The organism is Egbenema bharatensis FJBBOT/2019 (genome assembly GCF_048077055.1).
Taxonomy (GTDB): Bacteria; Cyanobacteriota; Cyanobacteriia; order Elainellales; family Elainellaceae; genus Egbenema; species Egbenema bharatensis.
In genome coordinates this window covers 6,531,545-6,556,497 of sequence record NZ_CP182236.1, presented here as the reverse complement: position 1 = coordinate 6,556,497, position 24,953 = coordinate 6,531,545, and the positions used below count along the sequence as shown (strand labels likewise).

26 protein-coding genes are annotated in these 24,953 nt (G+C 48.3%); 8 read left to right on the top strand and 18 right to left on the bottom strand.

The genetic code is table 11. The features are described from left to right. Window positions 1-234: 234 nt before the first annotated feature. Window positions 235-1,215, top strand: a complete 981-nt coding sequence (locus tag ACM1PF_RS30485) for a Gfo/Idh/MocA family protein (protein WP_416670167.1) — start codon at window positions 235-237, stop codon at window positions 1,213-1,215. 462 nt (window positions 1,216-1,677) lie between these two features. On the opposite strand, the gene ACM1PF_RS30480 is transcribed toward ACM1PF_RS30485, so the two are convergent. The 15 genes from ACM1PF_RS30480 to ACM1PF_RS30410 all read right to left on the bottom strand — a co-directional run bounded on the left by ACM1PF_RS30480 (window position 1,678) and on the right by ACM1PF_RS30410 (window position 15,127). After that, on the bottom strand, window positions 1,678-2,439 hold the full coding sequence (locus tag ACM1PF_RS30480) for a phycobilisome rod-core linker polypeptide (RefSeq protein WP_416670165.1): 762 nt from the start codon (window positions 2,437-2,439) through the stop codon (window positions 1,678-1,680). Window positions 2,440-2,539: 100 nt separating this feature from the next. Next, entirely contained in the window at window positions 2,540-3,343 is an 804-nt protein-coding gene (locus ACM1PF_RS30475; protein WP_416670163.1) for a phycobilisome rod-core linker polypeptide, read from the bottom strand. 54 nt (window positions 3,344-3,397) lie between these two features. Further along, window positions 3,398-4,138 carry a phycobilisome rod-core linker polypeptide gene (locus ACM1PF_RS30470; RefSeq protein WP_416670161.1) on the bottom strand — a complete coding sequence of 247 codons (741 nt, stop codon included), beginning with the start codon at window positions 4,136-4,138 and terminating at the stop codon, window positions 3,398-3,400. Between the two features lie 167 nt (window positions 4,139-4,305). Beyond that, the gene (locus ACM1PF_RS30465) at window positions 4,306-5,145 is read right to left on the bottom strand and encodes a phycobilisome rod-core linker polypeptide (RefSeq protein WP_416670159.1); all 840 of its coding nucleotides are present in this window, start codon (window positions 5,143-5,145) and stop codon (window positions 4,306-4,308) included. Between the two features lie 15 nt (window positions 5,146-5,160). Continuing rightward, the gene (locus ACM1PF_RS30460) at window positions 5,161-5,844 is read right to left on the bottom strand and encodes a HEAT repeat domain-containing protein (RefSeq protein WP_416670157.1); all 684 of its coding nucleotides are present in this window, start codon (window positions 5,842-5,844) and stop codon (window positions 5,161-5,163) included. 37 nt (window positions 5,845-5,881) lie between these two features. After that, the gene (locus tag ACM1PF_RS30455; protein WP_416670156.1) at window positions 5,882-6,730 is read right to left on the bottom strand and encodes a HEAT repeat domain-containing protein; all 849 of its coding nucleotides are present in this window, start codon (window positions 6,728-6,730) and stop codon (window positions 5,882-5,884) included. A 210-nt stretch (window positions 6,731-6,940) separates the two neighbouring features. Then, window positions 6,941-7,207: a phycobilisome linker polypeptide gene (locus ACM1PF_RS30450; protein WP_416670154.1), complete on the bottom strand. Its 267-nt coding sequence runs from the start codon at window positions 7,205-7,207 to the stop codon at window positions 6,941-6,943. 116 nt (window positions 7,208-7,323) lie between these two features. Further along, window positions 7,324-8,187, bottom strand: coding sequence for a phycobilisome rod-core linker polypeptide (locus ACM1PF_RS30445; RefSeq protein ID WP_416670152.1), 864 nt, complete (start codon window positions 8,185-8,187; stop codon window positions 7,324-7,326). A 467-nt stretch (window positions 8,188-8,654) separates the two neighbouring features. Beyond that, window positions 8,655-9,143, bottom strand: a complete 489-nt coding sequence (gene cpcA, locus ACM1PF_RS30440; protein WP_416670150.1) for a phycocyanin subunit alpha — start codon at window positions 9,141-9,143, stop codon at window positions 8,655-8,657. 169 nt (window positions 9,144-9,312) lie between these two features. Next, window positions 9,313-9,831, bottom strand: coding sequence for a phycocyanin subunit beta (locus tag ACM1PF_RS30435; protein ID WP_416670148.1), 519 nt, complete (start codon window positions 9,829-9,831; stop codon window positions 9,313-9,315). A gap of 899 nt (window positions 9,832-10,730) precedes the next feature. Continuing rightward, window positions 10,731-11,087 carry a hypothetical protein gene (locus ACM1PF_RS30430; RefSeq protein ID WP_416670146.1) on the bottom strand — a complete coding sequence of 119 codons (357 nt, stop codon included), beginning with the start codon at window positions 11,085-11,087 and terminating at the stop codon, window positions 10,731-10,733. A 302-nt stretch (window positions 11,088-11,389) separates the two neighbouring features. Further along, the gene (locus ACM1PF_RS30425; protein ID WP_416670144.1) at window positions 11,390-12,727 is read right to left on the bottom strand and encodes a hybrid sensor histidine kinase/response regulator; all 1,338 of its coding nucleotides are present in this window, start codon (window positions 12,725-12,727) and stop codon (window positions 11,390-11,392) included. Between the two features lie 785 nt (window positions 12,728-13,512). Further along, window positions 13,513-13,908, bottom strand: a complete 396-nt coding sequence (locus ACM1PF_RS30420; protein ID WP_416670142.1) for a response regulator — start codon at window positions 13,906-13,908, stop codon at window positions 13,513-13,515. 200 nt (window positions 13,909-14,108) lie between these two features. Further along, on the bottom strand, window positions 14,109-14,645 hold the full coding sequence (locus tag ACM1PF_RS30415; RefSeq protein WP_416670140.1) for a helix-hairpin-helix domain-containing protein: 537 nt from the start codon (window positions 14,643-14,645) through the stop codon (window positions 14,109-14,111). Between the two features lie 77 nt (window positions 14,646-14,722). Further along, window positions 14,723-15,127: an SHOCT domain-containing protein gene (locus tag ACM1PF_RS30410; RefSeq protein ID WP_416670138.1), complete on the bottom strand. Its 405-nt coding sequence runs from the start codon at window positions 15,125-15,127 to the stop codon at window positions 14,723-14,725. Window positions 15,128-15,871: 744 nt separating this feature from the next. Here ACM1PF_RS30410 and ACM1PF_RS30405 point away from each other — a divergent pair. The 5 genes from ACM1PF_RS30405 (at window position 15,872) to ACM1PF_RS30385 (ending at window position 22,049) form a co-directional block, all read left to right on the top strand. Then, window positions 15,872-16,816: a J domain-containing protein gene (locus ACM1PF_RS30405; protein ID WP_416670137.1), complete on the top strand. Its 945-nt coding sequence runs from the start codon at window positions 15,872-15,874 to the stop codon at window positions 16,814-16,816. 133 nt (window positions 16,817-16,949) lie between these two features. Then, a complete protein-coding gene (glmS, locus tag ACM1PF_RS30400; RefSeq protein WP_416670135.1) occupies window positions 16,950-18,851 on the top strand; it encodes a glutamine--fructose-6-phosphate transaminase (isomerizing) in 1,902 nt (633 codons plus the stop codon). Window positions 18,852-19,262: 411 nt separating this feature from the next. Next, window positions 19,263-19,991, top strand: coding sequence for a type IIL restriction-modification enzyme MmeI (locus ACM1PF_RS30395; RefSeq protein ID WP_416670133.1), 729 nt, complete (start codon window positions 19,263-19,265; stop codon window positions 19,989-19,991). Window positions 19,992-20,012: 21 nt separating this feature from the next. Continuing rightward, window positions 20,013-21,281, top strand: a complete 1,269-nt coding sequence (locus tag ACM1PF_RS30390) for a hypothetical protein (RefSeq protein WP_416670131.1) — start codon at window positions 20,013-20,015, stop codon at window positions 21,279-21,281. A gap of 21 nt (window positions 21,282-21,302) precedes the next feature. Then, complete coding sequence (locus ACM1PF_RS30385; protein WP_416670129.1) at window positions 21,303-22,049, top strand: hypothetical protein; 747 nt, start codon at window positions 21,303-21,305, stop codon at window positions 22,047-22,049. Window positions 22,050-22,411: 362 nt separating this feature from the next. Here the strand turns inward: ACM1PF_RS30385 and ACM1PF_RS30380 are convergent, their stop codons facing one another. Next, window positions 22,412-22,573, bottom strand: coding sequence for a hypothetical protein (locus tag ACM1PF_RS30380; protein WP_416670127.1), 162 nt, complete (start codon window positions 22,571-22,573; stop codon window positions 22,412-22,414). A 2-nt stretch (window positions 22,574-22,575) separates the two neighbouring features. Then, a complete protein-coding gene (locus ACM1PF_RS30375; RefSeq protein WP_416670125.1) occupies window positions 22,576-22,782 on the bottom strand; it encodes a ribbon-helix-helix protein, CopG family in 207 nt (68 codons plus the stop codon). Between the two features lie 117 nt (window positions 22,783-22,899). On the opposite strand from ACM1PF_RS30375, the gene ACM1PF_RS30370 reads away from it, so the two are divergent. After that, window positions 22,900-23,157, top strand: a complete 258-nt coding sequence (locus ACM1PF_RS30370) for a hypothetical protein (RefSeq protein ID WP_416670123.1) — start codon at window positions 22,900-22,902, stop codon at window positions 23,155-23,157. Here the strand turns inward: ACM1PF_RS30370 and ACM1PF_RS30365 are convergent. Further along, window positions 23,112-23,363 carry a hypothetical protein gene (locus tag ACM1PF_RS30365; RefSeq protein WP_416670121.1) on the bottom strand — a complete coding sequence of 84 codons (252 nt, stop codon included), beginning with the start codon at window positions 23,361-23,363 and terminating at the stop codon, window positions 23,112-23,114. The two genes, ACM1PF_RS30370 and ACM1PF_RS30365, sit on opposite strands and share 46 nt — an antisense overlap. A 411-nt stretch (window positions 23,364-23,774) precedes the next feature. On the opposite strand from ACM1PF_RS30365, the gene ACM1PF_RS30360 reads away from it, so the two are divergent. Beyond that, the gene (locus ACM1PF_RS30360; RefSeq protein ID WP_416670119.1) at window positions 23,775-24,923 is read left to right on the top strand and encodes a CHAT domain-containing protein; all 1,149 of its coding nucleotides are present in this window, start codon (window positions 23,775-23,777) and stop codon (window positions 24,921-24,923) included. Window positions 24,924-24,953: the final 30 nt, after the last annotated feature.

The following is a 24,953-nucleotide window of genomic DNA, read 5'->3' as shown; positions in this document are numbered from 1 at the left end:
GATGTAAGCTATACGGGGGCGGTGTGGCTGTGCCCACTATGACGTTTTCTTTGTTCCTACCGATTCAGTCTTCACCTCTAGTGTGACAGTTTCCTGATGGAGTGAGCAAAAATGTCAAAAAGCGAAATCTTCAGAGCTGATCCTGGTTCCGAAATGGTCTGGTAGCCCTTGGGTATCAGTCGGCTTCCAGGATTGCCTTCCAGGTGCAAATTTACTAGGTGTGCAAATTAAGTGATGAATTTGATTCAGGTTGGATTAATCGGGACAGGATACGCGGCCAAGCTGCGGGCAGAAGCGTTTCATGCAGATGAGCGATCGCGCCTTGTCGCTGTTGCGGGGCATACTCTCGATCGAACGCAGTCATTCGCTGAAACCTATTCTGCAACGGTCGTTGAAACGTGGGAAGAATTGGTGATGCGATCGGATATTGATCTGGTCGTGATTGCAGCCGTTAATCAAGAGCACGGACGGATGACGCGGGCTGCTCTGGAGGCTGGAAAACACGTTGTGGTGGAATATCCCCTGTCGCTGGATGTGAGTGAAGCTGAGGAACTGATTCAGTTGGCCGCATCACAACAGCGATTGCTACATGTTGAGCATATTGAACTATTAAGCGGGATACACACGGCCATTCAATCGGCACTCCCCCACATTGGCACCCCTTTTCATGTCCGATACAGCAGCCTGAATCCCCAGCGTCCAGCTCCCCCAAAGTGGACTTATCAGTCTGAACTCTTTGGGTTTCCCTTCATTGGAGCGGTTTCTCGCATTCATCGCCTGACTGATTTATTTGGCTCAGTTGCCGCTGTGAGTTGTCAAACTCAGTTTTGGCGAAGGGAGCAAAGCAGCCCGTTCTTTCAGTCGTGTATCTGTGCTGCCCAGCTTCGTTTTACCAGTGGCTTAATTGCTGAGGTGAACTATGGCAAAGGGGAAGCGATCTGGCAGGCGGTTCGATCCTTGGAGGTGCAGGGAGAATTGGGGGCGATCGTTATTGATCGGGAACAGGGCAGCTTGATTCAAGCGGAGCAAACGACTCCGTTAGAGATGGGCAGCCGCCGGGGATTGTTCGCCAGGGATACAGTAATGGTATTAGATCATCTGGAAAATCAGGTTCCACTGTATGTTTCACCGGCAGCCAGTGTAGCTGCCCTGCGGGTAGCGGATGCTGCCAGGCGATCGGCGGAAACGGGGCAAACGATCGATCTGGCGAGCTGACGATCTGGTGAGCTGATGGTCTATTTTCTGATGGTCTAACTTCTGATGATCTAATATTAAGTCGGGTTAAATGCACATGATATAAAGCCAAATCAAACAGCTTAAAAGTACCGCTACTCAAAGATTCTGCGTTTGGAGATGCTGCGGTCATTTTTGGCGACTTGATCTAACGATCTGATACCAATTTGATTGGCAGAAATTGCACATCCCGGTAAGGGCGCACTGCTGTGCGCCCCTACAGGCAATCTATCTGCCGTGCAAACGATTTGAATCGGTATGACTCCTCACGCCTGAAAAACTCAGACCGAAAAAGACTGGGCTTTGCAAATGCTCCAACCAACCTTGAACGCCGATGTTCTCAGTTATTCCGGGTCAGGAGAAGAAGTGGCAAAGCCCAGCTATATTACGAATTAGTTCCAGAGATGAAATTGAAATCTCTCAGTTGAAATCTCTCAGATATCTCTACCGTCTGCCGCGATAGGGAACTTTGTTGAGATAGTCGATTTCGTTCGATCGAATGCTTTGGGCATAGTTGCCTTTGGGCGCGATCGCAGCCGCAATGTCCCGGAACTTGCGAGGATCTCCTTCGGGCAGTTGACGTTCCTGGAACTTGCGAGAGTAGAACTTCTCGACCACAAAACGCCAGTCGGTCTTAACCGTACCCACTTTCTCCTGGAAGTCTTCGCCGTAGCGAGGAGTCACCAGGTTGAACGGCCGACCTTCCATCCGCTTACGCTGATAAGGAACCGTAAAGTCACCAAAGGCATTTGTGTATTCTTCACTGTCCAGCAGAGCATCAATGAAGCCATAGTAGCCCAGAGTGGCTACCTTAATTGACCAGGCAATTTTCTCCTCCTGGTTGTAAGGTGCGCGGCCCAGGAGTCGCTTCAGACAGATTTCCACCAAACGGTAGTTATCATTGACTTCGACCACCTGGCTGTAGAACCGCTCAGACTTTGCCAAACCTCGAATGAAGTCGCGCACTGTCAGCACCCGATTCTTTAATTGAGACTCTAACGCTGGCTGGCGGTTAAATTTCAGCGTTTGGTGTTCACTGAAAACCTGGCGATAGGCGGCCCAGATCACTTGCTGCATTTCTGGGTCAGTTGCAGCATCTTCAAGCCGATAGATGTAAGGAGTATCTTCATCTTCATCAGCTTTGCCAAAGCTAGCAACCCGCTGGTTTTGAGTGGACGGTTTGTAGTTAAGCAACGGCAGTGCCATGCTAAATCTCTCCCTATTGTGATGGTTCAACGAATGTCTGTTCTCAAACTCAAGTGAATTGTTGAACAGGCGTAAGCAAATTTGTAGTTTGAAAAAGCAACTAAAAGAACAACCGCTTTGGCTTATTATCCCAAGGATTGGGTCGCTTTGTTGCTCTCTGTAATCTATCCGCCGAATTTGCCGCAAACGAAGCAATCATCAGCATGAAGGTGCAAAGCAACGCCAGCAGGAGCAGCACGCCAGAAACGCGCCCCCAGTTTGTTGATCGCATAAACGTTCGTAGATTAAACGGCTGATCAAAGTTGAGCTCAAAGCGTCCGACGGGTACGTAGGGCTTCGGCGCAGGCAATCGATCGCGGTAATCTGCCCCATAGCGTGGCGTAAAGCTAAAGGGCCGCTCCGTCATCCGCTTGCGCTGGTAAGGAACGACATTGTTGCCAAAGGCGCGATCGTACTCTTCACTATCCAGCAGTGCATCTACAAACCGCTCCCAGCCCAGGGTTGCAATTTGAATTGACCAGGCAATTTCCTCATCGCGGTTATAGGGCATTCGTCCTAGCAGTCGCTTCAGTGCCAGTTCTACCAGGCGGTAATTGTTATTTGGTTCCACCACCAGGCAATAGAACCGCTCCGATTTGGCTAACCCCCGGATAAAATCACGAACTGAAATCGATCGGTTTTTTAACTGCGTTTCCAGAGCAACCTGACGGTTAAATTGGAGCTGTTCCTGTTCATTGAATACCTGACGATAGGCCGCTTGAATCAGGTCATCCATCTCAGATGAAGAAGTTGCATCCTCAGTTCGATAAAGGTAGGGTGCATCCTCATTCAGATCCGCCAGTCCAAAGCCTGGGACTCGCTGATTCTGAGTGGTGGGTTTGTATTCCAATAAAGGTAATGTCATACCAGACCTTCCTTTCGGGATAAAAGTACGGGTCAGCAACGCTCACCCGAAGCGTTAACGGGACGGGAAACTAGCTACAGGGTTGATCGAAACTGGAACTCCAGCACTGGAACTCCGGCTCGTATCCGGAATTTGAATCCTATCCACCTGAACCTTGTTGAATTGAGCCGGCGTAATGGAAATAGAACGGGCCATATCCAGGAAGTTGCTGACCTTGCCCGGTTTATAGCTTTGTTCATCCAGTCGATCGCGCCAGTAATCACCGTAACGAGGTGTCACCAGGTTGAACGGCCGATCCTTGTAACGCCGACGCTGATAGGGAACCGTTGTATCCCCAAAATTCGTCGTGTACTCATCGCTATCCACCACCTGATCGACAAAGCCATCAAATCCTTCCGTGGCAATCTTGATCGACCAGGCAATTTGCTCATCCTGGTTATAGGAAGCACGGCCCAGCAACCGTTTCAAACTGATATCCACCACTCGATAGTTAGAGTTGGTTTCGATCACCAGCTTGCGATAGGTTTCCGTCTTGGCCAGTCCGCGAATAAAATCCCGAACGGTAATAACGCGATTTTTGAGCTGCGATTCAAGATCAACCTGGCGGCTGCTCTTGAGAATGACGTGCTCACTGAAAACCTGCCGGTAGGCAGCCCAAATCAGTTGCTCCAAATCATTATTATCGGTGCAATCCTCCAAGCGGTAGATATAGGGTGTATCTTCACTCGGAACTTCATACCCCGAAACCCGATGGTTTTGGGACGTTGGACTGTAAGTCAGTAATGGAATAGACATGGTTTTTTAATCGTGAAAGATTTAAGTAGGGAGGCGAGGGTCAGGAGTGGGAACAGGGAGACACTGCACAACGAACTTACATCCAGGCAGCAAGAACTGCAATAAAGATAATGGTTGTTATCATCCCTTCGCGGGTTCACTCCTCGCTCCTCACTCCTCACTCCTCACTAACTCTTCGGAGCAGAAGGCAAATAACGATAGGGCAGTGCCACCGACACGGGCTTCACCATTGGCTTCACCATATCTCCGTTGCGAGTCATGTCTGGAATTTTAATGGAGCTTGCCGTTGCTCGGGCCACATCGCGTTGAGGCGTAATCTGGGGAATGACCATGCTTTGGGCCATGTTGAGAAACGCCGCTGGAATTGCCTGGCGAATTACCTTTCTATCCAGATCGCCCGCCTGATAACGCCGTACCTGGTAGTAAGACCGAGTTGCCAGACCCAGTTCAAGCTGACGCATCCGCCAGTAGTCTCCATAGCGGGGATTGACCAGATTGAACGGACGTGCTTCCATCCGGCGGCGTTGGTAGGGCACAATGTCATCGCCAAAGTTAGTCGCATACTCTTCGCCATCGACCACTGCATCAATGAAGCCATGCAGTCCCTTGGTGGCAATCACGATCGACTGAGCAATTTGCTCATCTTTGCCATAGCTGGCCCGCCCTAAAAACCGTTTGAAGACGATGTCTACCAGACGATAGTTAGAATTCAATTCAGCGATTTGCTCCCGGAAAGTATCGGTTTTTCCCAACCCCCGCACAAATTCCCGTACGGTGATTGCCCGATTTCGTAGTTGAGACTCCAGAAACGGCTGCCGGTAGCTTTCCAGAATGAGATGCTCACTAAAAATTTGCCGATAGGCGGCCCAAATGATGGCGTTCACATCCGAGTCAGAAATGGCATCGGCAAGGCGATACATCTGGGGATCGTCTTCGTCCAGCACATCATAACCATCAACGCGCTGGTTTTGAGTTTGCGGCTTGACCTTAAGCAGAGGAATCGACATCAGTGTTTTTCCTATCTAGTGGGTGACTGTAGAAAGCGAGATCGATCGCGGTTCAGAGGCGATCGAGGGATTCATCAGAACAGTAATTGCCCTGCGAACTCTGGCTTGAACGGCCAAATCAGACTCCGTTTCAACCATTTGCTGTAGCCGTGTCAAAATCTGGGTGAGCAAATTTGGATGAGCCGCTTTCCCAAGGGATTCCAATCCTACGGTGGCAGCATACCGAAGCGACCAATCTGAATCTGCCGCGATCGCCAACAGGGTTTGTAGAACTCGTCCCTGGGCAGCGATCGAATCATGATCTGGCAGCAGATGCCATTGCAGCGTTCCCAACCCTTTAGTAGCAGCCCGACGAACACTGGGAGCAAAATCTGCCGCAGCCGCCGTCAGCAGTACATCCAACGCACGCGGGTCAGCGATCGCAACAAGTGCTCGAATCGCCCAGGCTCTCGCTCCATAGTTATAATCATCCAACAGATCGAGCAACGGTTGCACTGCTACCGCTCCCATTTTTATCAATCCCTGCACCGCAACAGCGGCCGCCCCCGGATTGTTGAACCCCAATGCCCGAATCAGCATTGGCATCCCTGTTTCTGACCGTGCCGAGGCCAAAGCCTGAACCGCCATCATTAACCGCTCTGGCGAATCTGCTTGCTCAACATCCTGAATCAGCTTTTGAACGGAAGTAGGATCAGACACGGGAATCAAAAGGATAATATAAGCTACTGACAACGACTTACAACAACTTATCCATCAGTTCCATTACACGAACTGCATCTGGAGAAAGTGAAGAATCTGATGGTTCAACTTGTCGCTCCAACACACCTTTGAGAGAGAAGAGTTTAAAGCTGTTTTCAGCGGCCGCATTGAAAATTGCTTCAGCGGCAGGCAGGTATCCAACCGCTCCTAAATCTGAAAGGGCGACTCGTCGGAGGTTAATATCACTGGCAGAAAGAGCCTGGATCAACCGATCGCCATAGGTGGAGTCACCTGTGAGTTGATACATGGCCCGCGTTGCTGAGTAACACACCCGCTCCGTCGAATGTTGCAAAAATGGTCGAATCAATTCGATCGCCTCAGCAGTCCATTCTGTCCGTGGAGCCAGCATTCCCAACGCTTCCATCACAGCTTCATAGGGTTGAGCCAGATGGGGACGACCGGGAATTGGCCGGGCTGCATCTACACCACCCTGGAGCAGGGGTAACAGGTCTGGAATGCAAACCGGATCACCCAGCATTCCCAAAGATTGAGCCGCCGCTTCCCTAACATAAAAATCTTCGCAGGTAAGGCAGCGCACCAGTCCAGGAACAGCCCGTTGATCCTCTAGCTTGCCCAAGGCCCGTGCAGCATTGCGCCGGAGGGGATAACCTCCCAACTCCGTTCGATCGGACTCATCTTCCAACGCGGCAATCAATCCATCAACGGCAGCAGGATGCTTGACTCGATACTTTCCCAGCCACCAGGCGGCATAGTACCGCAAACTCAGGTCTGAGTGCGTCAAGTTAGCGATCGCTTGCTCCGGCGTTAACGGTTCAGCACCGGGCGAGCACTCTGGGGAAGGGGAATTAGGGGATTGCTCCAACATTCAGCAGGTAATTAGCAGGATACGTGAAGACCGTCAAGAACTAATTGAGAACTAGTTGAGAACCAGTAGAACCAGAAGGCAACCGTGGTTGTGAAAAACTAGGAGCGGTTAGCCGCTAACAATTAACCCAAGCAGGCGAATCACCTAAAATCTGAGCTACTCAGATTTTCCTGTGCTAACCGTTAATGACTAACCGTAACTTAAACCGATCTATTCAGCACTTTTGCCAGCACCATTGCCCGCATCATTACCCAGCGGCTCGATGTTAACAATCTTGCCACCCATGCGTAAGATGCGCTGCATCTCTTCATTCATCCGGTTGTAGGGCACGGTGATAAATACACTGCCGCTCCGACGAATGGAGTAGTTGTTGCGATCGGTTGAATCATTTTGGCGAAGTCCAACGACTTCATACCGGAACATCCGGCTTCCCGAAGGTGTATTGGCAGAACTACCAACCGCAGTTTGACCAAACATGAATCCGTTTCCTCCCAATGTGTGAGTTGAGTTTCAACAACAGAATAAGCTGTAGTCAAAAGCATTCAGCAACAAATTTGCCCCACTGGCGCAGGTTGGCCGAATGCTTAAACCTTCTAAGCAGGTGAAACACTAACGATTCTGCCACCTTGCCGCTGAATTTGCTGCATCTTATTCGACAACTGATTGTAAGGAACCAGATAAGCTACGCTACTGCGACGCACACTGGGATACCCTGCTGCCCGAATGCCGGCCACTTCAATCCGATACACACGTGAGCTGTCCCCAGCCACAGAACCACCCAGGCACTTGTTGGGCGTTGCATCATCGGAAGCCCGATAGAATGACCAACCCGTACTGCCGGAAGGGCTAAGAATCGATGAAGCCCGGTTCTGTGCTAGTTCACGGGCCAGGCGAGAATTGCTACCCTGAGTTTGGGAGCGATCGCTGTTCGCATAGCCGCGATACAGTTGGAACATCCGGCTGAAGCCAACGGTTCTGGCTCCGGCATGGAACTGGAAGCCACGATAGTAGGGCACAATATTCTCACCAAAGGCAGCCTGATACTCCTGGGAATCAATGTAGGAGTCAATATCAGCATCAAACCCTTCGGTTTCATACAGATCCAGGTGGAAGATCACCTCGGATTCGTCGTAGGGAGCGCGACCGAGTAAGTGCTTGTAGTTCAACTCAATCACGCGAGTCTGAAAATTACCGTGAAAAAACTTCTTCTTGTACAATTCAGACTTGGCAACGCTGCGGACAAACTCTCTGACCGAAAGCTTGCCATTTTGCAAAAGGGACTCTGCACTGGTCAGCCGTTCAGAGGCCATCAAGTAGTCATTGCCCAACAATTGGCGATACACCGCACGAATAACGACTTCTGCGTCCGCTTCAGTGAAATTGGGACGTAATTCGATGCGCGCGGCATCGCTAAAGGCGGATGTTCCTAACCGGGATGCTGCTGCTGTGATAGGCACGGGAAATCTCCTCCATCAAGCGAGAAAGCGAATACACTTAGACCCTATCCAACCCGACCTGGGATTAAGGTTCAGAAACTCTGAAAGTCTTCAAGCAGGCACTTAGAAATAAAGAATGAAAGTAGAAGATGAAGAGAGCTACAAAACGGTAGTCCGTTCGCTAACGCAATTCAATGGAGCTACAGCGATCGCAAAACCTGATTGCAGGAAAGACAGAAGCAACTTGTAGGGGTTATACAAATTCAGACTCTCTTGACCCTGCAACGCAGAAGCAAGCAATACTCATCCTCTCACCCTGCGCCTTTCATCCCTTATCCCATTGAACCCAGTCCAGACCCTCAGAGAGATTGGACAGGCACTTAAACAGATTGTCTTAATTGAGCTTTAGATAAAACGTGCCCGGAAAAGTAAACCATTGCTAGAACTACCAGCAACCGCATACCTTTCCGGGCTGCACGATCTAACAACTAGCTGAGAGCGTTGATCGCGTAGTCGATGTAGGTGTTCGCTTCGTTAGCGGCCTGACCAGACAAACCATGATTTGCCTTGATGTGCTTCAGGGCTTCAACGTACCAGCTGGGGGAAAGGTCAAACGTGCGGTTGATTTCATCCAGACCAGCGATCAGGTACTCATCCATGGGTCCAGTTCCACCTGCAACCAAGCAGTAGGTGACCATCCGCAGGTAGTAGCCGATGTCACGAGCACACTTGGACTTACCACGAGAATCAGAAGCAAAGTTAGCACCTTGCATTTGAGTGGTGTAGGGGAACTTCTGATAAACAGCGTTTGCAGCACCGTCGATCAGTTGTTGAGCCTTGTTCGTCAGAGCACGAGCTGCTTCCATGCTGGCAACAGCACGCTCAAACCGTCCATTAGCAGCTTGAAGCTCAGTGTTGCTGAGAAAACGACCTTGAGTATCAGCAGCAGCGATTGCCTCAGTAATGGGGGTCTTCATGTTGAGTTATCTCCCTAAAGTTTGTAGTCCGAAAAGGTTTGCGTTCAATAAAGAGTTGTCTAGTTGCCAGTTTTTAGCGATCGACTTTTAGCTGCATGGCAGGCTTACTGTTGAGTAAACTCAGTCAACCAGCCGCCCTAAAAACCAACCCTAAAAACAAATCCCTTAATTAAGCAACAGCAGCAGCAGCGCGATCGAAGTAGCTGGAAACTTCAGAAACCAGGGCACTGCAATCGCCAGGAGTGATACCAGCCGGATCGTTAGCGATCGAGATAGCAGCATCCTTCATCTTCTGAACACCAGCTGCAACGGAACCACCAGGAACACCCAGAGCTTGGTAGGTTTCGCGCAGACCGTTCAGGCAGCGATCATCAAGAACGCTAGAGTCACCAGCCAGAGTGGCATAGGTTACATAGCGCAAGATGATTTCCATGTCGCGCAAGCAAGCAGCCATGCGACGGTTGGTGTACGCATTACCACCAGGAGAGATTAGCTGAGGTTGCTCCTCAAACAAAGCGCGAGCAGCGTTAGCAACGATCGTGGAAGCGTTGCTGGTGATGCGGTTTACAACATCCAACCGCTTGCTGCCCTCTTTAACCAAACCGGACAATGCATCAAACTGAGCATTGCTCAAAAATTCACCCTTTGCATCGGCTTGAGAAACAACTTTAGCGAATGCGTCTAGCATGGACTCAATCTCCTAATCGTTTTAGTTAAGTTCGGTTTCGATTCAAACCTTGAGATTTCAGCAGTTATTTAGTTCAAGCTGGCTAAACAACTTGAAAGAGTCAACAACAGAACTCAAATCCTGGTCTTGACCACTCTCCCATCCAGACTGCTTCAAAACTTATCAGAGCTTACGATGAAGTATGAACCAGTCATTCAGAGAAATCTGAGAAAATTTCACATTTGTATGAGAGAACAAAAAGTCTTGATTTACCAGTAGTTTGAATTGTTTTTGTCTGTTGTTTATACCCTCCAGGTATTCTTATACAACGCTGTCGGGTCTTTGTTTGTTACGAGTTGTTGAGTTGTATCAAAGACTATAGAAGATTCTCCGAAACCTTCGTAAAACAGTCGCTTCGGCGTTATTCAAACAAATAATTCGTTACACTTCTTTACGCCTCTCAGTGAAGTGGCATACAGCTCATGGATTTTAGATTTTTTTAAGATTTACTCAAACTCTTGCCCTCAGAGGAAAGACAGCGTTTCCATTCCCTCTAAATCCCGTAAAGGGTGTATAGAGATGTAAATTAATTTGCGGTCAAATATTTTAAGTTTCGTAAATAAATCCTAGGCTGCCTCAATTTGATCGCTCCTAAGATGAGAGGGCTAGGGATTTCTACTCATCTTAGCCCTGGCCCTCTAAATGGATTAACTTGGTTGCCTCGAAGCGACTGAACGGTAAGCCGAGGTAAATCAAACGGAAAAAACTGGTAACCCCTGGCATTCGTTCGGCACCCCTTGAAAGGGAGTCAGCGGTCAGGACTCGGAGGCAAACGGGGTAGGCAGATTTCTGCCGCAAAATACTGGGATGGATGCTTGATACTTGAGGAGAACAGGCGTTCTACTCGCATTTGCAGGCTATTAGTTTGAAGCGGCGAGCGATCGCTCGGTATGGAGGGAAGGGTAAGCGATCATCGATTCAGAGGAAGAGATCCGTTGATGCCTCAGTTCATCATCTGCCAGCCTGACACGATTGAGTCTGTCGCTGCTGAGTTTGACTTGCTCGAAGGGGCTATCCATGAGCTTGGTGGATGAACAACTAAGGGAAGTATGGCGTTGATGAATATAAAGCCCAGCTAAACCCGGAGATAGGACAGGGTCGGGGGTTGGTGTTTCGCACAAAGGCATATCCTGCCAGCAGTGCCGACAGAAGTAAGCCACTTGATGGTTGCGAATGTGGCGGAGAAGGGGGTGAGAGCAGCAGGGGCAGGTTGCCATAGGGTTTTATAAGCGTTTTTAAGCTTTTTGACTGAACACCTTGAGCCTAATCAAGAAAAATAAAAAACTTATAAAGCAATGGCTTGAAAAGCGGGAACGCAATAATTCCACACATTTCCCACCTTTACTTATATTTCCCACATTTCTCATATTTCTCCTGCTAACGCTTCCCCTTTCTCCCTTCGTGAATCCAGTGCTATCCAAAAACTCTGGCGAGGTTTTGGCGGCCAAAATCTCCAAGGGGGATGCGGCAAAATAACATACCCGTTAGGGGCGCACTGCTGTGCGACCTTACATCCGCTTTACAACCCTGCATCCTGGGCATTCTTCCCAAGCACTTCGTGGTTGTAGCGGCGGAGGTCTAATGGCAGTACTACATGAAAGTGAGTCCATTGGTTGCGGCTCTCAAGGGTGATGGAGCCATGCAAGCGGTGAACTAGATGCTTCACGATCGTCAGTCCCAGTCCAGTGCCCCCCTGCCTCTGGCGATCGCTGCCGGGAATTCGGTAAAACCGTTCAAAGATGTGCTCGTACTCTGCTTCTGGAATTTCAACTCCAGAGTTGCTGACGGACAGGCATAGCGTTTGGTCAGACTGCTTTACGGTGACAACGATGTTTTCTCCAGGAGGAGTGTATTTGCAGGCATTATGCATCAGTTCTCTAATAATTTGTGCCAGCCTGGCAGCGTCAATCGTAGTGTCGGGCAGAGCAGGCTCTAGATAGGTGTATAAGCTTTGTTGATGGTGTTGGGTTCGCTCCTTGAAGGACAGAATAATGTCCTTTGCCCATTCTTGCCAGACGATCGTTTCCATGCACAAAGGTTGTGAATCTGCTTCTACCTTCTGTAGATCAAGGAGGTCATTCACTAAATTAACTTCTCGTTCACATTCGCTGCGCAATATCTGGAGATATTCTAAGCTTTTTTTATAATTTGAATAATTCGTCTTATCTTCACCATCGGTTACTAAATTGTTTTTAAGCAGAGTTTCTAATAGCTGAATGGACAGCAGCATATTGGAGAGGGGCGATCGCAGTTCATGGGTAACGGTGTTCAGAAAATGATCTTTGAATTGGTTATCTTGTTCTAATTTTTGTATTCTTGATTGCTGTTCAGATTTTTGAACATTAAACTGATGCTTTAAATTAGCGTTTGTATCCTGTAGCTGTCGGTAGGCTTGATGGGATTGAATGAGATGTCGCGTCCGATGGCGCAGTGCAGCCCAATGAATAGGCTGAGGAACATAATCAAAGGCTCCTGCTGTAAACACTCGATCGATTGCATCTGGATCATCTGAAACATTCAGCATCACAATAGGCGTAGCGATACAGGCTGACAAACGGCGCAAGGTTTGACAACAGGTAAACCCTTCGGCATTTTTCAGGTCAGCATCGATGAAGATCAGATCGGGGGCGAGAATTTGATTGACTGCGATCGCTTCCGGGGGGCTAAAAGTGCTGACTAAATGGTAGTGTTCTTGAGTTATCATCTGATGCATCGTTCGATGAAGTAATCGATCGCTGCTAACCAACAGAACAATGCCTGTGCGATCGGGTACCGATAATGCAGTCATATCAGACTCTGGACTGAATAAAGCAGAAAAATCTGTCAGGGGAAATAATGCTTCGGGAGGACTGTTCATAATTAATCGATCGTTTTTGCACCGCTGAGAGGATTGGCAAGAAGGATGGAAAATTTCATGATGCAGTGTGGCTTGTAGTGACCTAACCGTTGCTACGTTCCCAACATCTTTCTAAAAACACAACTAAAACTGGATTTGGAATCGGCTCAAGCAAAGGAGAGTAAATGGACAAATTGAATGCCTCAGATGATTCATCAGCGAACGGTAAACTTTCAGCAGGAGGTAAATCGCTCAAATGTTCAGGGTTTGGTTGATGATTGCAAACATTCAATACGCTACTTTTGGCCCAGCAGGCATATAAGTGATCACGGGCATAACACTGCCAAAACCAGAATGGATCAACGACTCTGTCTTTGGAGTTCAGTAAGAGCTGGGCCAGGTAAGACCAGATTGGAAATTTGAAGCGGAGGGGGATAGGCATGGTTCGATCGATTTTAGAAAATTAGGGGGTGAAGGATAGGGGGATGAAGGAGGCGTTGGAGAAAGTCAGGGGATGAAGCGTGCTGTATCTAGTTTGACAATTCTGATCTAAGTCATCTACTGTGACGATACTGAGGAAAGATGAAAAACTTCTGAATTTCAAAGCGGCGGTTCAAAAAATTTTTGATTTGCACTATCCATTAACCGTACTGATGCCTTGGCTGGCTTGATACACTATCCGTGGAGATGTACCATGTTATGCCTCTGCTATGCCCCTACATCTAGCCGTTCAACATAGCCAGTGCCATACCCTGATTGAGCCATACCCTGCAACGGATGGCACTGAACTCAGGAATGCCATGGGTTTAGAGTAGTTCCCAACCTAGCATTTGAGCGATTTGTTGATGGAGGGTGGTGGCATCAAAGGGTTTGGTAATTCCCCCTGAAACTGCTAATCGACGGAGGCGATCGGGTTCGATGAGGTCTGCTCTGGCAGTGAGTAAGACGACTGGAATCGATTGAGTCTCTGGATTAGTTCGCAATGCCTGCAAAAAATCAAGGCCGCTCATTTCGGGCATCGTCACATCTAAAACGATCGCATCGGGTGGATCAGCATTGACCATGACCAATCCAACCTTTGCTGATTCTGCGCTACTCACCCTCCATCCGGCAAAGGCTTCTAAACAGGTTTGAATAATTTCTCGAACATGAGTTTCATCATCAATGACTAAAACTCTTTTGGGAATTCTAATAGAAGCCATGCGAAGCTTCGCTTTTTGATAAGGCAAACAGTTTTTTGGGCAGAGGAAACTACTCAAATCAATGATTGCGGTGTGCATCATCAAGCTAAACAAAAAAGCTGCAAAACTGGTGAAGAGTCCAAAAATTATGTCATGGAAGCCAGGTGGGATTTAGGGAAGGATTCCAGTCTTGCGTTTGTACAGCAAATTTTCTCTGTTGGTCAGCGGTGGCTGAACTTTAAGTAGTGCATGATCTCAGCCGTGAGCTGTCCTGACAATCCCAGTCGTTGTTGTAATTCTGCTAAATGACGGTACGCACCATGACGCTGCCGATCGTGAACGATCGCTCTGGCTAGATACAGGTCAACTGCCGGAATTTGGGTGAGCTGCTCTATGGATGCGGCATTGGGATCGATCGGTTGAATGGTAGAGGGGCTGTCGGCATCGTAGTAGCAAAACCGCAGGATCGGAGTCAATGGCTGTAGCCGCTGCACAGGCAAACTCAGAGCTGCCGCCAGATCTTCAATACAGTGAAATTGCACCCCAGACTGAGTCAGGGCAACGAGCGATCGAGCCTGATGAATCGAGACTCCCGGCAGGCGCAACCAGTCGTCTACCCCTGCCTGATTCACATCAATATAAACCCCCAGTTCTCCAGCTAGTCGCACTTCATCGATCGACTGAAAGCGATAGTACGGATCATTGAGCAGGGTTGATCGGCGGGAGGGAAATTGGGGACGGAGCCAGGCAGGGAGCATAGGGGTGGGGAGTGGGGAGGAGTGAGAAGTGGGGAGTGGGGAGTGGGGAGTGAGAATTGCGATCGTCTGTGCCGGGGTTAGCCCATTTGATCTAGTAAATATCGCCGTTTTTGCTCGAACTCATACTCGGAAATGAGTCCATCCTGACGCAGTTGATCAAGTTGTCTTAAGGCATCGGCGATGGTTGCAATCTGCCCTAAATCATCGCTGGATTTTACTTTTGTCTGAACTGATGCATTGGACGAGGGCAATGCATTAAACAGAGAGTCAAATTCTTCGGGGTCTTGGAATAAGTACCAGGCTCCCTCCAACACACTGGCAAATCGGGGAATTGGCGTAAATGACAAAGCCCAGTAGACTGCACCCCAGCGAAGCTGCCCCAGGTAAAACTTATGGAGTCCAGAGGGGAAAAACGGTATGGGGATTGCGCTGGCAAATGCTAAGAGGGCGGCAATTCTTCGGTCTTTGTTCTTCGCAGACATACTCACAGACATACTCGCAAACGCAGGGAGGAAGATGGCAAGTCTTGTCCTATCCTATCGAGCTAGACCCTGAATGCAAGATTTATTTTTAGTAAGGTAATATTCGAGGACTGCGATCCAGTGCAGCAAGCCAGGAGCAACATTGTAAATTATCTGACACAAGATTGGGTAAAGATCCGGTAAACTTGCCGCAAACAGGAAATGAACACGGTATAGTCTATACATAATATATAGTCTATGGACAGTAACAAGCAGGACGGGGACAGACGGGACAGGGACAGACGGGACAGGGACAAAATAGTCTCAGAAATGAATAATAAGGTTGGGAAATGAGTTTTGAAGCCTGGTTCGAAGGTTCCTCACAGTCTTTTGCTTCTAGAACCGATCGAACTTTCAGGGAAAGCCGCCAATGAGGACTGATTTGACGTTAAGCTTTCGTCAATGCGGAAAATCATTATTATTCAACTAAAGTCCAGTCTGACCAGGTTCGGTAGGCAAATATTAGGGTGATCAGGGTGCATCTGGATTCGATCGAGCCAATTCTGCTTAACTGTGTTCCAGAAAGCAGGAGGCAACTATCAGGACGCAGGAATCAAGGCGCGGTCAGTCTTCTATGGTGTCCTACACATGAGTAACCAGTAATCGGCCGTACGCCGCGATACGGTGATTTTGAAATTGTTACTGGCCAGCCTGGATGATTAAAGAATCTCATAACAAACCTCATACTACGCTCAAGAGATTTTAATGATGTCGCAGATGTTTCTCCCAGAATGGCTTAATCAGTTTGCATCTAACCCTTATGCTGTCCTGGGATTATCTTTAGCCGCTGATGATCGCCGTGTTTTGAAGCGTTACCATGCCATCGCCAAGCAACTCCATCCGGACAGCTACCGGATCGCAGATGCGGAAATGCGCGAACTGGCCAATCAGGTTCTCACCCGGTTGGTAAACCCAGCTTATCAGCGGCTCAAGCAAGAAAAAACGCGGGTCGAGGAAGTAGCGATTCTGCGCTTGAGGGAACAATCTCTCAGTCGTGAGGCGGCTTTGATCCCCAAGAGTGAGGTAGCTCAACAACTGTTGCAGGTTGCTTCGCCAGAAGTGGAGGTGTTCTATGAGCAGACGATCGCCAACCTGGCGGCCACTCAATTTCAGCCCCTGACTCAGTTTGAGCACATCACTCAGCAAATTGCTGAACTAAATCTGCTGTACCTGCATCTCAAGTCCAACCAGCCCAGCCTGCGCGAGAAGCCCACGGGGATCATGGCGGCGAAACAGGCCAAGCCTGCCCAGTTTACGCCTTCCAAGGTGGAAACGGCCCAAATCGCCGTCAGCTATGCCCAGCGTCACTATGAGCGGGCCAAGCAGTATGCTCGCCAGGAAGTCTGGCAACAGGTTGTGCTGGAACTACGGGATGCCATCCGCTTAGAACCCGATCGCAGCGAATATCATTCTTTGCTGGCTACCGCTTACCTGATGCAAGGGTTAACTGGCATGGCCAAGGTTCATTTCCGGCAGGCCCTCAAGTTCAATCCAAATGATGGGTTAGCCCTGCGCTATGCGGCCAGACTGGGAATTTCTCCAACATCACCCTCTGCGCCAACTCCACCTCCAAACCGCAGTTCGGCTAGAAATGCTCCTCCCAGGGGAAGTGGTTCTGGGCTGTTTAACTTTTTTGGTAAGCGGAAATAACTTGCTGACTTGCACTTCCTCCCTGCAAGCTGATTGGGGCATCGCTGATTGCGGCATTTTGAGCTACCTGGATCTGAACCGGAAGAGTAGAATATGATGCAGTCCAATTTCGTCCTACCTGGAGATGCTCGCCATGTGTGGAATTGTCGGCTATGTTGGAACTCAGCTTGCCAGTGAGATCTTACTCGAAGGGTTACGTTGTTTAGAATATCGCGGCTATGATTCGGCGGGTATTGCTACGGTGTCGGAGGACAAAATTCACTGCATTCGGGCAAAAGGCAAGCTGAATCATCTGAAAGACAAGCTGATGGGGCATGAAATGCCAGGGATGATTGGCATTGGACATACCCGCTGGGCGACCCACGGCAAGCCAGAAGAACACAATGCCCATCCTCACTTAGATATGACGCGACGAGTGGCGGTGGTGCAAAACGGGATTGTGGAAAACTATCGGGAACTGCGGGAAGGGTTAAAGGAACGGGGCTACACGTTCGTGACGGAAACGGATACTGAGGTGATTCCAAATCTGATTGCCGAATGTCTGGAACAGATGGAATCTGCGGGCGAGTTCCAGGAATATCTGTCTCCGCTAACGGAGGCTGTGCGGCGGGTGGTGAATCAGCTAGAAGGAGCCTTTGCGATCGCCGTTCTCGGTGTTGATTTCCCGGATGAAATTGTGGCGGCCCGGCAGCAGGCTCCCTTAGTGATTGGCTTTGGGCTGGGAGAATTTTTCTGCGCTTCAGATACTCCGGCAATTTTGCCCCACACTCGTGCTGTTTTACCCCTGGAAAATGGTGAATTGGCTACCCTGACACCGATGGGGGTGGAAGTTTGTGATTTTACAGGTCGGCGGTTGCGGAAACATCCCCACTTGCTGAGTGGAACCTCGATCGCGGTGGAAAAACAGGGATTCCGCCACTTTATGCTCAAGGAAATCTACGAGCAACCCAGTGTGGTTCGCACCTGTTTAGAGATGTATGTCGATCGCACCTGGACTCCAAAGTCAACCACGAATCCGGTGCAGTTGGGTTTGCCGCCTGAACTCTACACCGACCTTCAGCAAATTCAAATTGTGGCTTGTGGTACGAGCTGGCACGCCAGTCTGGTGGGTAAGTATCTCCTGGAGCAGGTGGCTGGGATTCCTACCCAGGTCTACTATGCATCGGAATATCGCTATGCGCCTCCCCCCCTAACGCCCCATACGCTGATGATTGGGGTGACGCAATCTGGGGAAACGGCAGATACCCTGTCGGCGATCGGCATGGAAAAGGAGCGGCGATCGAACCTGGCTCCCGCCTTCCGTCCTCGATTGTTGGGGATTACCAACCGAATGCAAAGCACTTTAACTCGATTGGTAGACTGTGCGATCGACACCCATGCTGGCATTGAAATTGGGGTGGCCGCTACAAAAACCTTCATGGCACAACTGATGGCGTTCTACTGCCTGGCTCTCGATTTAGCCCATCAACGGCAAACGATTTCCGCCGATCGCTTGCAGGAGATCATTGCCGCCCTGTGGCACATTCCCGCTCAGATCGAAGCGGTCTTAGCGGATCAGGAATCCCTGATTGAAGAGTTAGCCCACGATTTCTCAGAAACCCAGGACTTTATCTTTGTGGGGCGCGGCATCAATTTCCCGATCGCCCTGGAGGGAGCCTTAAAGCTGAAGGAAATTAGCTACATCCACGCGGAGGGCTATCCAGCCGGGGAAATGAAACACGGGCCGATCGCCCTACTGGATGCCAAAGTGCCTGTGGTGGCGATCGCTATGCCAGGTTCGGTCTACGAGAAGGTAATTTCTAATGCCCAGGAGGCCAAAGCCCGCGATGCCCAGTTAATTGGTGTGACCTCTCCCACAGATGCCCATGCAGCCGAGGTATTTGATAGTTTGCTCCCGGTGCCGGAGGTGGAGGAGCTGCTTTCTCCGTTGCTAACGGTAATTCCGATGCAGCTTTTGTCCTATCACATTGCGGCTCGCAGAGGCTTGGATGTGGATCAGCCAAGGAATTTGGCGAAGTCGGTAACGGTGGAATAATGCGATTTTAACCGTTCACAGATTGTGTGGAGTCATAAAACGGTTGGACAATTTGTAAAACGCTCCAGCTTACCTGAATTATAGTCCTTGGCAAGTCTGTAGAACAAGTGTATCTACTCATATTTGCTAAGGATTATTTTCTGTTTTGGACTTTGATAGATAAGTTTTTGATAAACACGCCGGAAGCGAGGGCACTCTATAGGCAGAATGAATTACGCTAAGGATCGTGAATCCAATAACCTGTCAATTGTTCTACTTCGTTGACTGGGCGGGCAAGATGCCCACCCCACAAGAATTTCAGTTTATTTAATTCGCATTCCTAAGTGTTCATTCTCATGGGGTAGTTCTCCAAAAGCTGACTTGAGACGATCGCAGTTGAATGCGGGGGCTTCGGGAAGTAAGGATTTAGGCATGAACGAAACCGATCGCCAACGAGTCCAGAAGTTCATTGAGACGTGGAAAGGGTCGCAGGGAAACGAGCGAGCCAACTATCAGGGATTTTTTCGCGATCTGTGTGATGCGTTAGGGGTCGATCGCCCGCCACCGAAGGGCAATATTTCAGGTGATCCGTACTGTTTTGACAAGGATATTCGGGTCATTCACAAGGACGGCTTCAGTACGAACTACGCTGATTTTTACAAAGAGGGGCACTTCCTGATTGAGGCGAAACAGGGAGGGAGCGCGTCTAATAAGGGAACGGCAAAGCGAGGCACGAAGACCTACGATGCGGCGATGGAGAAAGCCTTTTATCAGGCGCTCAGCTATACGCCGTTTTTGCCAAGCAAACCGCCGTTTGTGATGACCTGCGACATTGGTTCCCACTTTGAACTGTGGATGAGCTTTAGCGGCAATTATGGCGGCTATGGGGCACGGGAAACGATCGCGCTGGAGAAGCTGAGCGATGAGAAGGTGTTCGATCGGTTTGTGGCGATTTTTAGCGATCCGCAAAGTCTGAACCCGGAGAAATATCGGGCGAAGGTGACGCGGGAGGTGGCTGATACGTTGGCAAAGCTGGCGCGATGGTTGGAGGAGCAGGGCAATGAGCCGCAGGAGGTGGCGAGCTTCTTGATGCGCTGCATCTCCACAGTATTTGTGATTCTGTACAGAGTAATACGTGAAAACTACGGTTCGCATTTTTAGCAAGTGAGTTGATTAATTTAAATGGCAATTATTTCTGCTTCATCACACAATAAATCGCATAGCTTAAATCAATCTGAGGCTTTTAAATCACTAGAAGAAATAGCCTTAGAAACTAATTTTCCAGTCGAGAAATTGAGAGAAATTTGTAACCGCATCACAATCAAAATATTTAGCCTAGGTGATAAAGATTATATACTCAAGCATCACTTAAAGAAAATATACCTGATTTTGAAAAACCCTCAAATTCTAGGTAAGATAGGTTCTCTTGATGACTTCTATCTCTATGAGTACTATCCTGAAATAACGGAGTACCTATTTTTTCACGATACTATTGATATTACCTGCTGGTTATTAAAACTACGATACTCTTCTAAAGAAACCATCAAAAAGAAAAAATATAGAATTGATTCTATACTAGATGGATTTCTAAGAGAGAATAAGATTTCAATAAATAAAATTCGGAGTAGCATCGGCAAGAAATTTTCTCAAGATAAATTTATTTTTCACCTTACTAAAGGATGGTACAACGAGCTAGTAAGGCTGGTTCCCGTTCCTTCGGATTTTCTTGAAGTAGGCACAAAGCTAGAAACTTCCAATTATGTAGGAAAATCTCCATCATGGAACATTATTCAAACGTATTATTCTATTTATGAGTATACAAACTCAATAGTTTTTACGAACACTGATAATTTGAGAACTGAGCAACATCGAAAGAGTACTTCGTTTTTCAACAACAATTTATTCTCAAAAATGAATAATACTACTATTTTTTACCCTTTTAATATTAGCACTGCGCATAAGAATTCAATATCGATTTTAAGAGGAGGCGAGAAAGACTTCTGGAAATACAAGTACAGCAAATGTCCTCGATTTCCTGAAAAATCAATTTATGACCTTGAAAATATGTACATTGATTTCATGGCTGAGCATGGAAATGTCCTCGATTTCATGTACAAATTCCGTGTTTGGGCTAATTATCTAGGAATTAGTACAATAATAGAAATAGAAGAAGGGCATCTACTATGCTTTCTATATAAAAACTTGTCCCTTTTATGCTTCTTTTACGCGGTAATGGCTGAACTAACAGCAATAGCGTTTCTTGGCGAGGAAAAAACTGTTCAGCTGCTAAGAGAATTATCTGAGAAGTATATTTTTAAGCAATCTAATCTACGTGATAACTGGTATTTAATACCTCAATTCATTAGATTCAGATTATATTCAAAGCATGGATTTGTTGGCAAATCAATTGATTTTCTTGTTCCACCCAATCCAGATCCTTTGATTCTTTGAATTGGAAAATTAATACAAGAAATGACTATGATTTACTCAACGGCTATTTACTCGTGTCTTTTTCAAGATTCCCTTCCTAAACAGAAACAAAAAATTCGAGAACTGGGAGAACGATTAGACTCACACCGCAGGCGAGTTCAGGCACAGTATCTCGATGTCACTATTACCGGGATGTATAACCTGTTGGAAAAACTGCGGAAAGGCGAGGCGTTTACGGAGGGTGATCGAGCCTACAACGACAAAGCCCTCGTTTCCACCCTCAAACAAATCCACGATGAACTGGATGCTGCTGTCCTTGATGCCTATGGTTGGCAAGACCTGAAAGACGACAACGGCAGAATGAAAGAGGGCATTGACGAAATCATCCTGGAACGACTCGTTGCCCTCAACGCCGAACGTGCTGAAGAAGAACGCAACGGCTTAATTCGCTGGCTCCGTCCTGAATACCAGGCTCCCAACGAAGTCAGAACTCAGCAACAGGTTCTTACTGGAGTTGTTGAACCCGAAGAAACCGTCATTGCCCCTGTTGAACAGAAGCCCTTCCCGAAACAACCCAAAGAACAACTGGCTGCCATCCGCGATCTCCTCCGTACCAGTGGTGGTGAATGGTCGATCGAACAAATCGCGGCTCAGTTTAAGAACGGTGGACGGAATAAAGCAGCGATTGCCGAAAACCTGGAACGGTTGGAATGGTTTGGAATGTTGCTGGTACGTGAAGAGGGACAGATTAAGCGCTGGCAATTCGCTGAAATGCAGCAGGCAAGTTGAATCCACTCAATCAGACTGGCAGTGGAATTTATAGTCCCAATTTACAAAGGTTAGAAAGGGAGCATGTCACTTTTGTCGCCCTCACCCTAAATCCCTCTCCCAAAGGGCGAGGGACTTCAATCCGGTTCCCCTTCTCCCAAGTGGGGAGAAGGGGTTAGGGGATGAGGGTTAGACTTGCAAACGTGACATGCTCTCGTTAGAAAGCCCTAAACAGAGACTTATGCAAGACCTACTCACAGGACGTGTTCAAGCCAGCAATAACTAAGGAATGCAATTAAATAACCTGAACTTCTTGTGGGGTGGGCATCTTGCCCGCCCAGTCAGCAAGGCAGAATGATTGGCAAGTTATTCAATTCACGATCCTAAGGATTTTCCTGAATCGTTTGTTGCAAATTTTCCAGGAGCGTTTGTAACTGCTCCCGTTCTTGTTGCGCCTGCTCCCGTTCCTCTTCAAGCTTCTGCCGTTCAATTTCAAGCTGTTGCAGACGATCTTCAACTTTTGCCAACTGGCTGTCAGCTTTCACAATCAGTTGGCGCAAAATCCCCCCAGCGATCTGACCTCTGGATTGGAACTGATTAGCCCTCGCGCCAGTCGTTCGATCAATTCGCTGCGACTGATGCCCATCGCTGCCCCCTGCTGATCTAGGAGCCTCTGAGCCGTTGGAGTCAGGCTGATGTTCACCCGATCCTTCTTCTCGCCGTACTCCTCCCGGTCTGCTTTCTGCCTGCTCATTCCCTAAGTTTGTCTCGCTCATTACACAATCTCAACTTACTCTATGTGACTTATTGTGTATATACACAACATTATGGTATGACTTTGATTGAACTACACACATAGAGCGCAAAGTTTATGAGCGATCGACCCTACGCCATTATTGCCGCCATGCCCGGACACAAACCCAAAGCGATCGGACGCAGCAACAACCGCATTGATGCCGATAGCATGGTGCGTTTCCTTCAGCGCAAAGTACCCAACGGTTCGTTTTACGTCGTCTTTGATCCAGAAGAAACCTGCTGTGTAGACAGCGAGACAGAGGCGGATCAGCGAAGGGAAAATGAAAACTATGACTCAAACACGGGCGATCGCTCAATCACAAACCACTCGTGATACAGAATCGCCAGAAAGAATCGTTCGCCTGCTACCTTGTCACACACAGCTACATAGCCCGACTCGTACCATTCTGTACCATAGGTCGTGTCTTGCAAGAACAGCGTCAGTGAATTGCCATCGTGGCTGAAGATCGATCGCAAAATAGTGATGTTTGGATGGTGCGATTTGTCTACAGGTAACAGCACCGGATGCCCCTCAACCATCAGAAATTCTGGATCGCCATAGGAAAACTCACCGTCCCAATCCTCCGGCCCTCATGCTTCTCAATGATTCGATCCCATCGAACCGACTTAATCTTTGCCAGCGTTTCTGAAGACAGATCAGCAACTTTCATCGGAAGTGAACTACTTCAACTCACTTTGACCACTCTTTATTTTAGTGTGTCGAGTTTGTGGAGGGCGATCGAAGTTCTCTGATCCCTCTTCTGTCACTCCTGCAAAATACTGACGTAGCATGACTTTCCTGTTTTGATAGATCAAACTTGGCAAAAGGGCGAAACGGGCACACCCTGCAAGCTATGATTGTTTTCAATAGTCTGTTCTATTAAGGGATTCTACGTCTCAATCTTTGATGGCAATTGGCATTCCTCTAAACTCTTAACTAGAGTAAACCAAATGGATATCGCGCTTTTAACGACTTTCCTGGTTCCTTTCTTGCCCTTTTTAATGAAGTTTGGAGAGAAAGCTTCTGAAAAGGCGGGAGAAAAGTTTGGCGAAGGTGCTTGGACTAAAGCGGTGGGGATCTGGTCAAAGTTGCATCCTACGCTAGAGGCTAAGGACGACGCGCGAATTGCGGCAGAGCAGGTTGCTATGAAACCGGAAAGTGAAGCTCGCAAAGCAGTCTTCCAGGAGGAACTAGACACGCTGCTGAAGGAAAATCTAGATTTAGCAAAAGAGATCGCCAGAATTCTACAGGAGGATGCCTTCAGCAACAAACCTAATCATCAGAGTCATCAAGCAATTGAGCAAATGTCAGGTGGAACAGCGGTTGGAAATGTTCAGGGGTCAATATTCAATATAAAGAACAGTTCTATTACAAATATGGCTGGTTATGGGAACATCTATTACCGAGAAGCTTCTGAGCAGCCATCTGAGCCAGATAAAAATGCCAAAGATGTTGATCAGTTTCAATCGGTCAAGACAATTCTAGTTGTAGCCGCAAACCCTAAGGGAACAACCCCACTGCGATTAGGGGAGGAGGTTCGATCGCTGCAAAGGGGGTTGGAACGCTCTCAATATCGCGATCGCTTTGTGTTGACGGAGCGTTGGGCAGTAACGGCGATGGATATGCGACGGGCGTTGCTTGATTGCCAACCGCAGATTGTTCACTTTTCGGGTCATGGCGTTGGAATTGAAGATGTAGGGGATGAACCGTTATCCACCCGAAAGCTGTCTGTTGTTTCAAACTCCTCAACCGAGCCGGAGGGGTTGATGTTTGAGGATGAAACAGGGCAGCCTAAATTGGTATCAGCAGAAGCGATCGCCAGTTTGTTTGGCTTGTTTAGTGACCAGGTTGAATGTGTGGTGCTAAATGCCTGTTACTCGGAAGTACAAGCGAGAGCGATTGCGCAACATATTCCTTATGTGGTGGGGATGAAACGGGCAGTTGGGGATAAAGCGGCGATCGAGTTTGCGATCGGGTTTTATGATGCGCTTTTGGCGGGGCGATCGATTGAGTTTGCCTATAAGTTGGGGTGTAGTGCGATTCAGATGGCGGGAATTCCAGAGCAATTAACTCCAGTGCTGAAGCAGAAGCCTAGCTGAGGAACTATTGTCTCTCAGGGAGGGTGGAGG

Coding starts and splice junctions, on each gene's coding strand:
- ACM1PF_RS30385 (WP_416670129.1), top strand. CDS start 21,303: ATGACTATGATTTACTCAACGGCTATTTACTCGTGTCTTTTTCAAGAT.
- ACM1PF_RS30375 (WP_416670125.1), bottom strand. CDS start 22,782: ATGAGCAGGCAGAAAGCAGACCGGGAGGAGTACGGCGAGAAGAAGGAT.
- ACM1PF_RS30370 (WP_416670123.1), top strand. CDS start 22,900: ATGAGCGATCGACCCTACGCCATTATTGCCGCCATGCCCGGACACAAA.
- ACM1PF_RS30435 (WP_416670148.1), bottom strand. CDS start 9,831: ATGCTAGACGCATTCGCTAAAGTTGTTTCTCAAGCCGATGCAAAGGGT.
- ACM1PF_RS30465 (WP_416670159.1), bottom strand. CDS start 5,145: ATGTCGATTCCTCTGCTTAAGGTCAAGCCGCAAACTCAAAACCAGCGC.
- ACM1PF_RS30425 (WP_416670144.1), bottom strand. CDS start 12,727: ATGAACAGTCCTCCCGAAGCATTATTTCCCCTGACAGATTTTTCTGCT.
- ACM1PF_RS30410 (WP_416670138.1), bottom strand. CDS start 15,127: ATGTCTGCGAAGAACAAAGACCGAAGAATTGCCGCCCTCTTAGCATTT.
- ACM1PF_RS30405 (WP_416670137.1), top strand. CDS start 15,872: ATGATGTCGCAGATGTTTCTCCCAGAATGGCTTAATCAGTTTGCATCT.
- ACM1PF_RS30455 (WP_416670156.1), bottom strand. CDS start 6,730: ATGTTGGAGCAATCCCCTAATTCCCCTTCCCCAGAGTGCTCGCCCGGT.
- cpcA (WP_416670150.1), bottom strand. CDS start 9,143: ATGAAGACCCCCATTACTGAGGCAATCGCTGCTGCTGATACTCAAGGT.
- ACM1PF_RS30390 (WP_416670131.1), top strand. CDS start 20,013: ATGGCAATTATTTCTGCTTCATCACACAATAAATCGCATAGCTTAAAT.
- ACM1PF_RS30420 (WP_416670142.1), bottom strand. CDS start 13,908: ATGGCTTCTATTAGAATTCCCAAAAGAGTTTTAGTCATTGATGATGAA.
- ACM1PF_RS30360 (WP_416670119.1), top strand. CDS start 23,775: ATGGATATCGCGCTTTTAACGACTTTCCTGGTTCCTTTCTTGCCCTTT.
- ACM1PF_RS30480 (WP_416670165.1), bottom strand. CDS start 2,439: ATGGCACTGCCGTTGCTTAACTACAAACCGTCCACTCAAAACCAGCGG.
- ACM1PF_RS30475 (WP_416670163.1), bottom strand. CDS start 3,343: ATGACATTACCTTTATTGGAATACAAACCCACCACTCAGAATCAGCGA.
- ACM1PF_RS30485 (WP_416670167.1), top strand. CDS start 235: ATGAATTTGATTCAGGTTGGATTAATCGGGACAGGATACGCGGCCAAG.
- glmS (WP_416670135.1), top strand. CDS start 16,950: ATGTGTGGAATTGTCGGCTATGTTGGAACTCAGCTTGCCAGTGAGATC.
- ACM1PF_RS30450 (WP_416670154.1), bottom strand. CDS start 7,207: ATGTTTGGTCAAACTGCGGTTGGTAGTTCTGCCAATACACCTTCGGGA.
- ACM1PF_RS30415 (WP_416670140.1), bottom strand. CDS start 14,645: ATGCTCCCTGCCTGGCTCCGTCCCCAATTTCCCTCCCGCCGATCAACC.
- ACM1PF_RS30470 (WP_416670161.1), bottom strand. CDS start 4,138: ATGTCTATTCCATTACTGACTTACAGTCCAACGTCCCAAAACCATCGG.
- ACM1PF_RS30365 (WP_416670121.1), bottom strand. CDS start 23,363: ATGGTTGAGGGGCATCCGGTGCTGTTACCTGTAGACAAATCGCACCAT.
- ACM1PF_RS30395 (WP_416670133.1), top strand. CDS start 19,263: ATGAACGAAACCGATCGCCAACGAGTCCAGAAGTTCATTGAGACGTGG.
- ACM1PF_RS30430 (WP_416670146.1), bottom strand. CDS start 11,087: ATGGCAACCTGCCCCTGCTGCTCTCACCCCCTTCTCCGCCACATTCGC.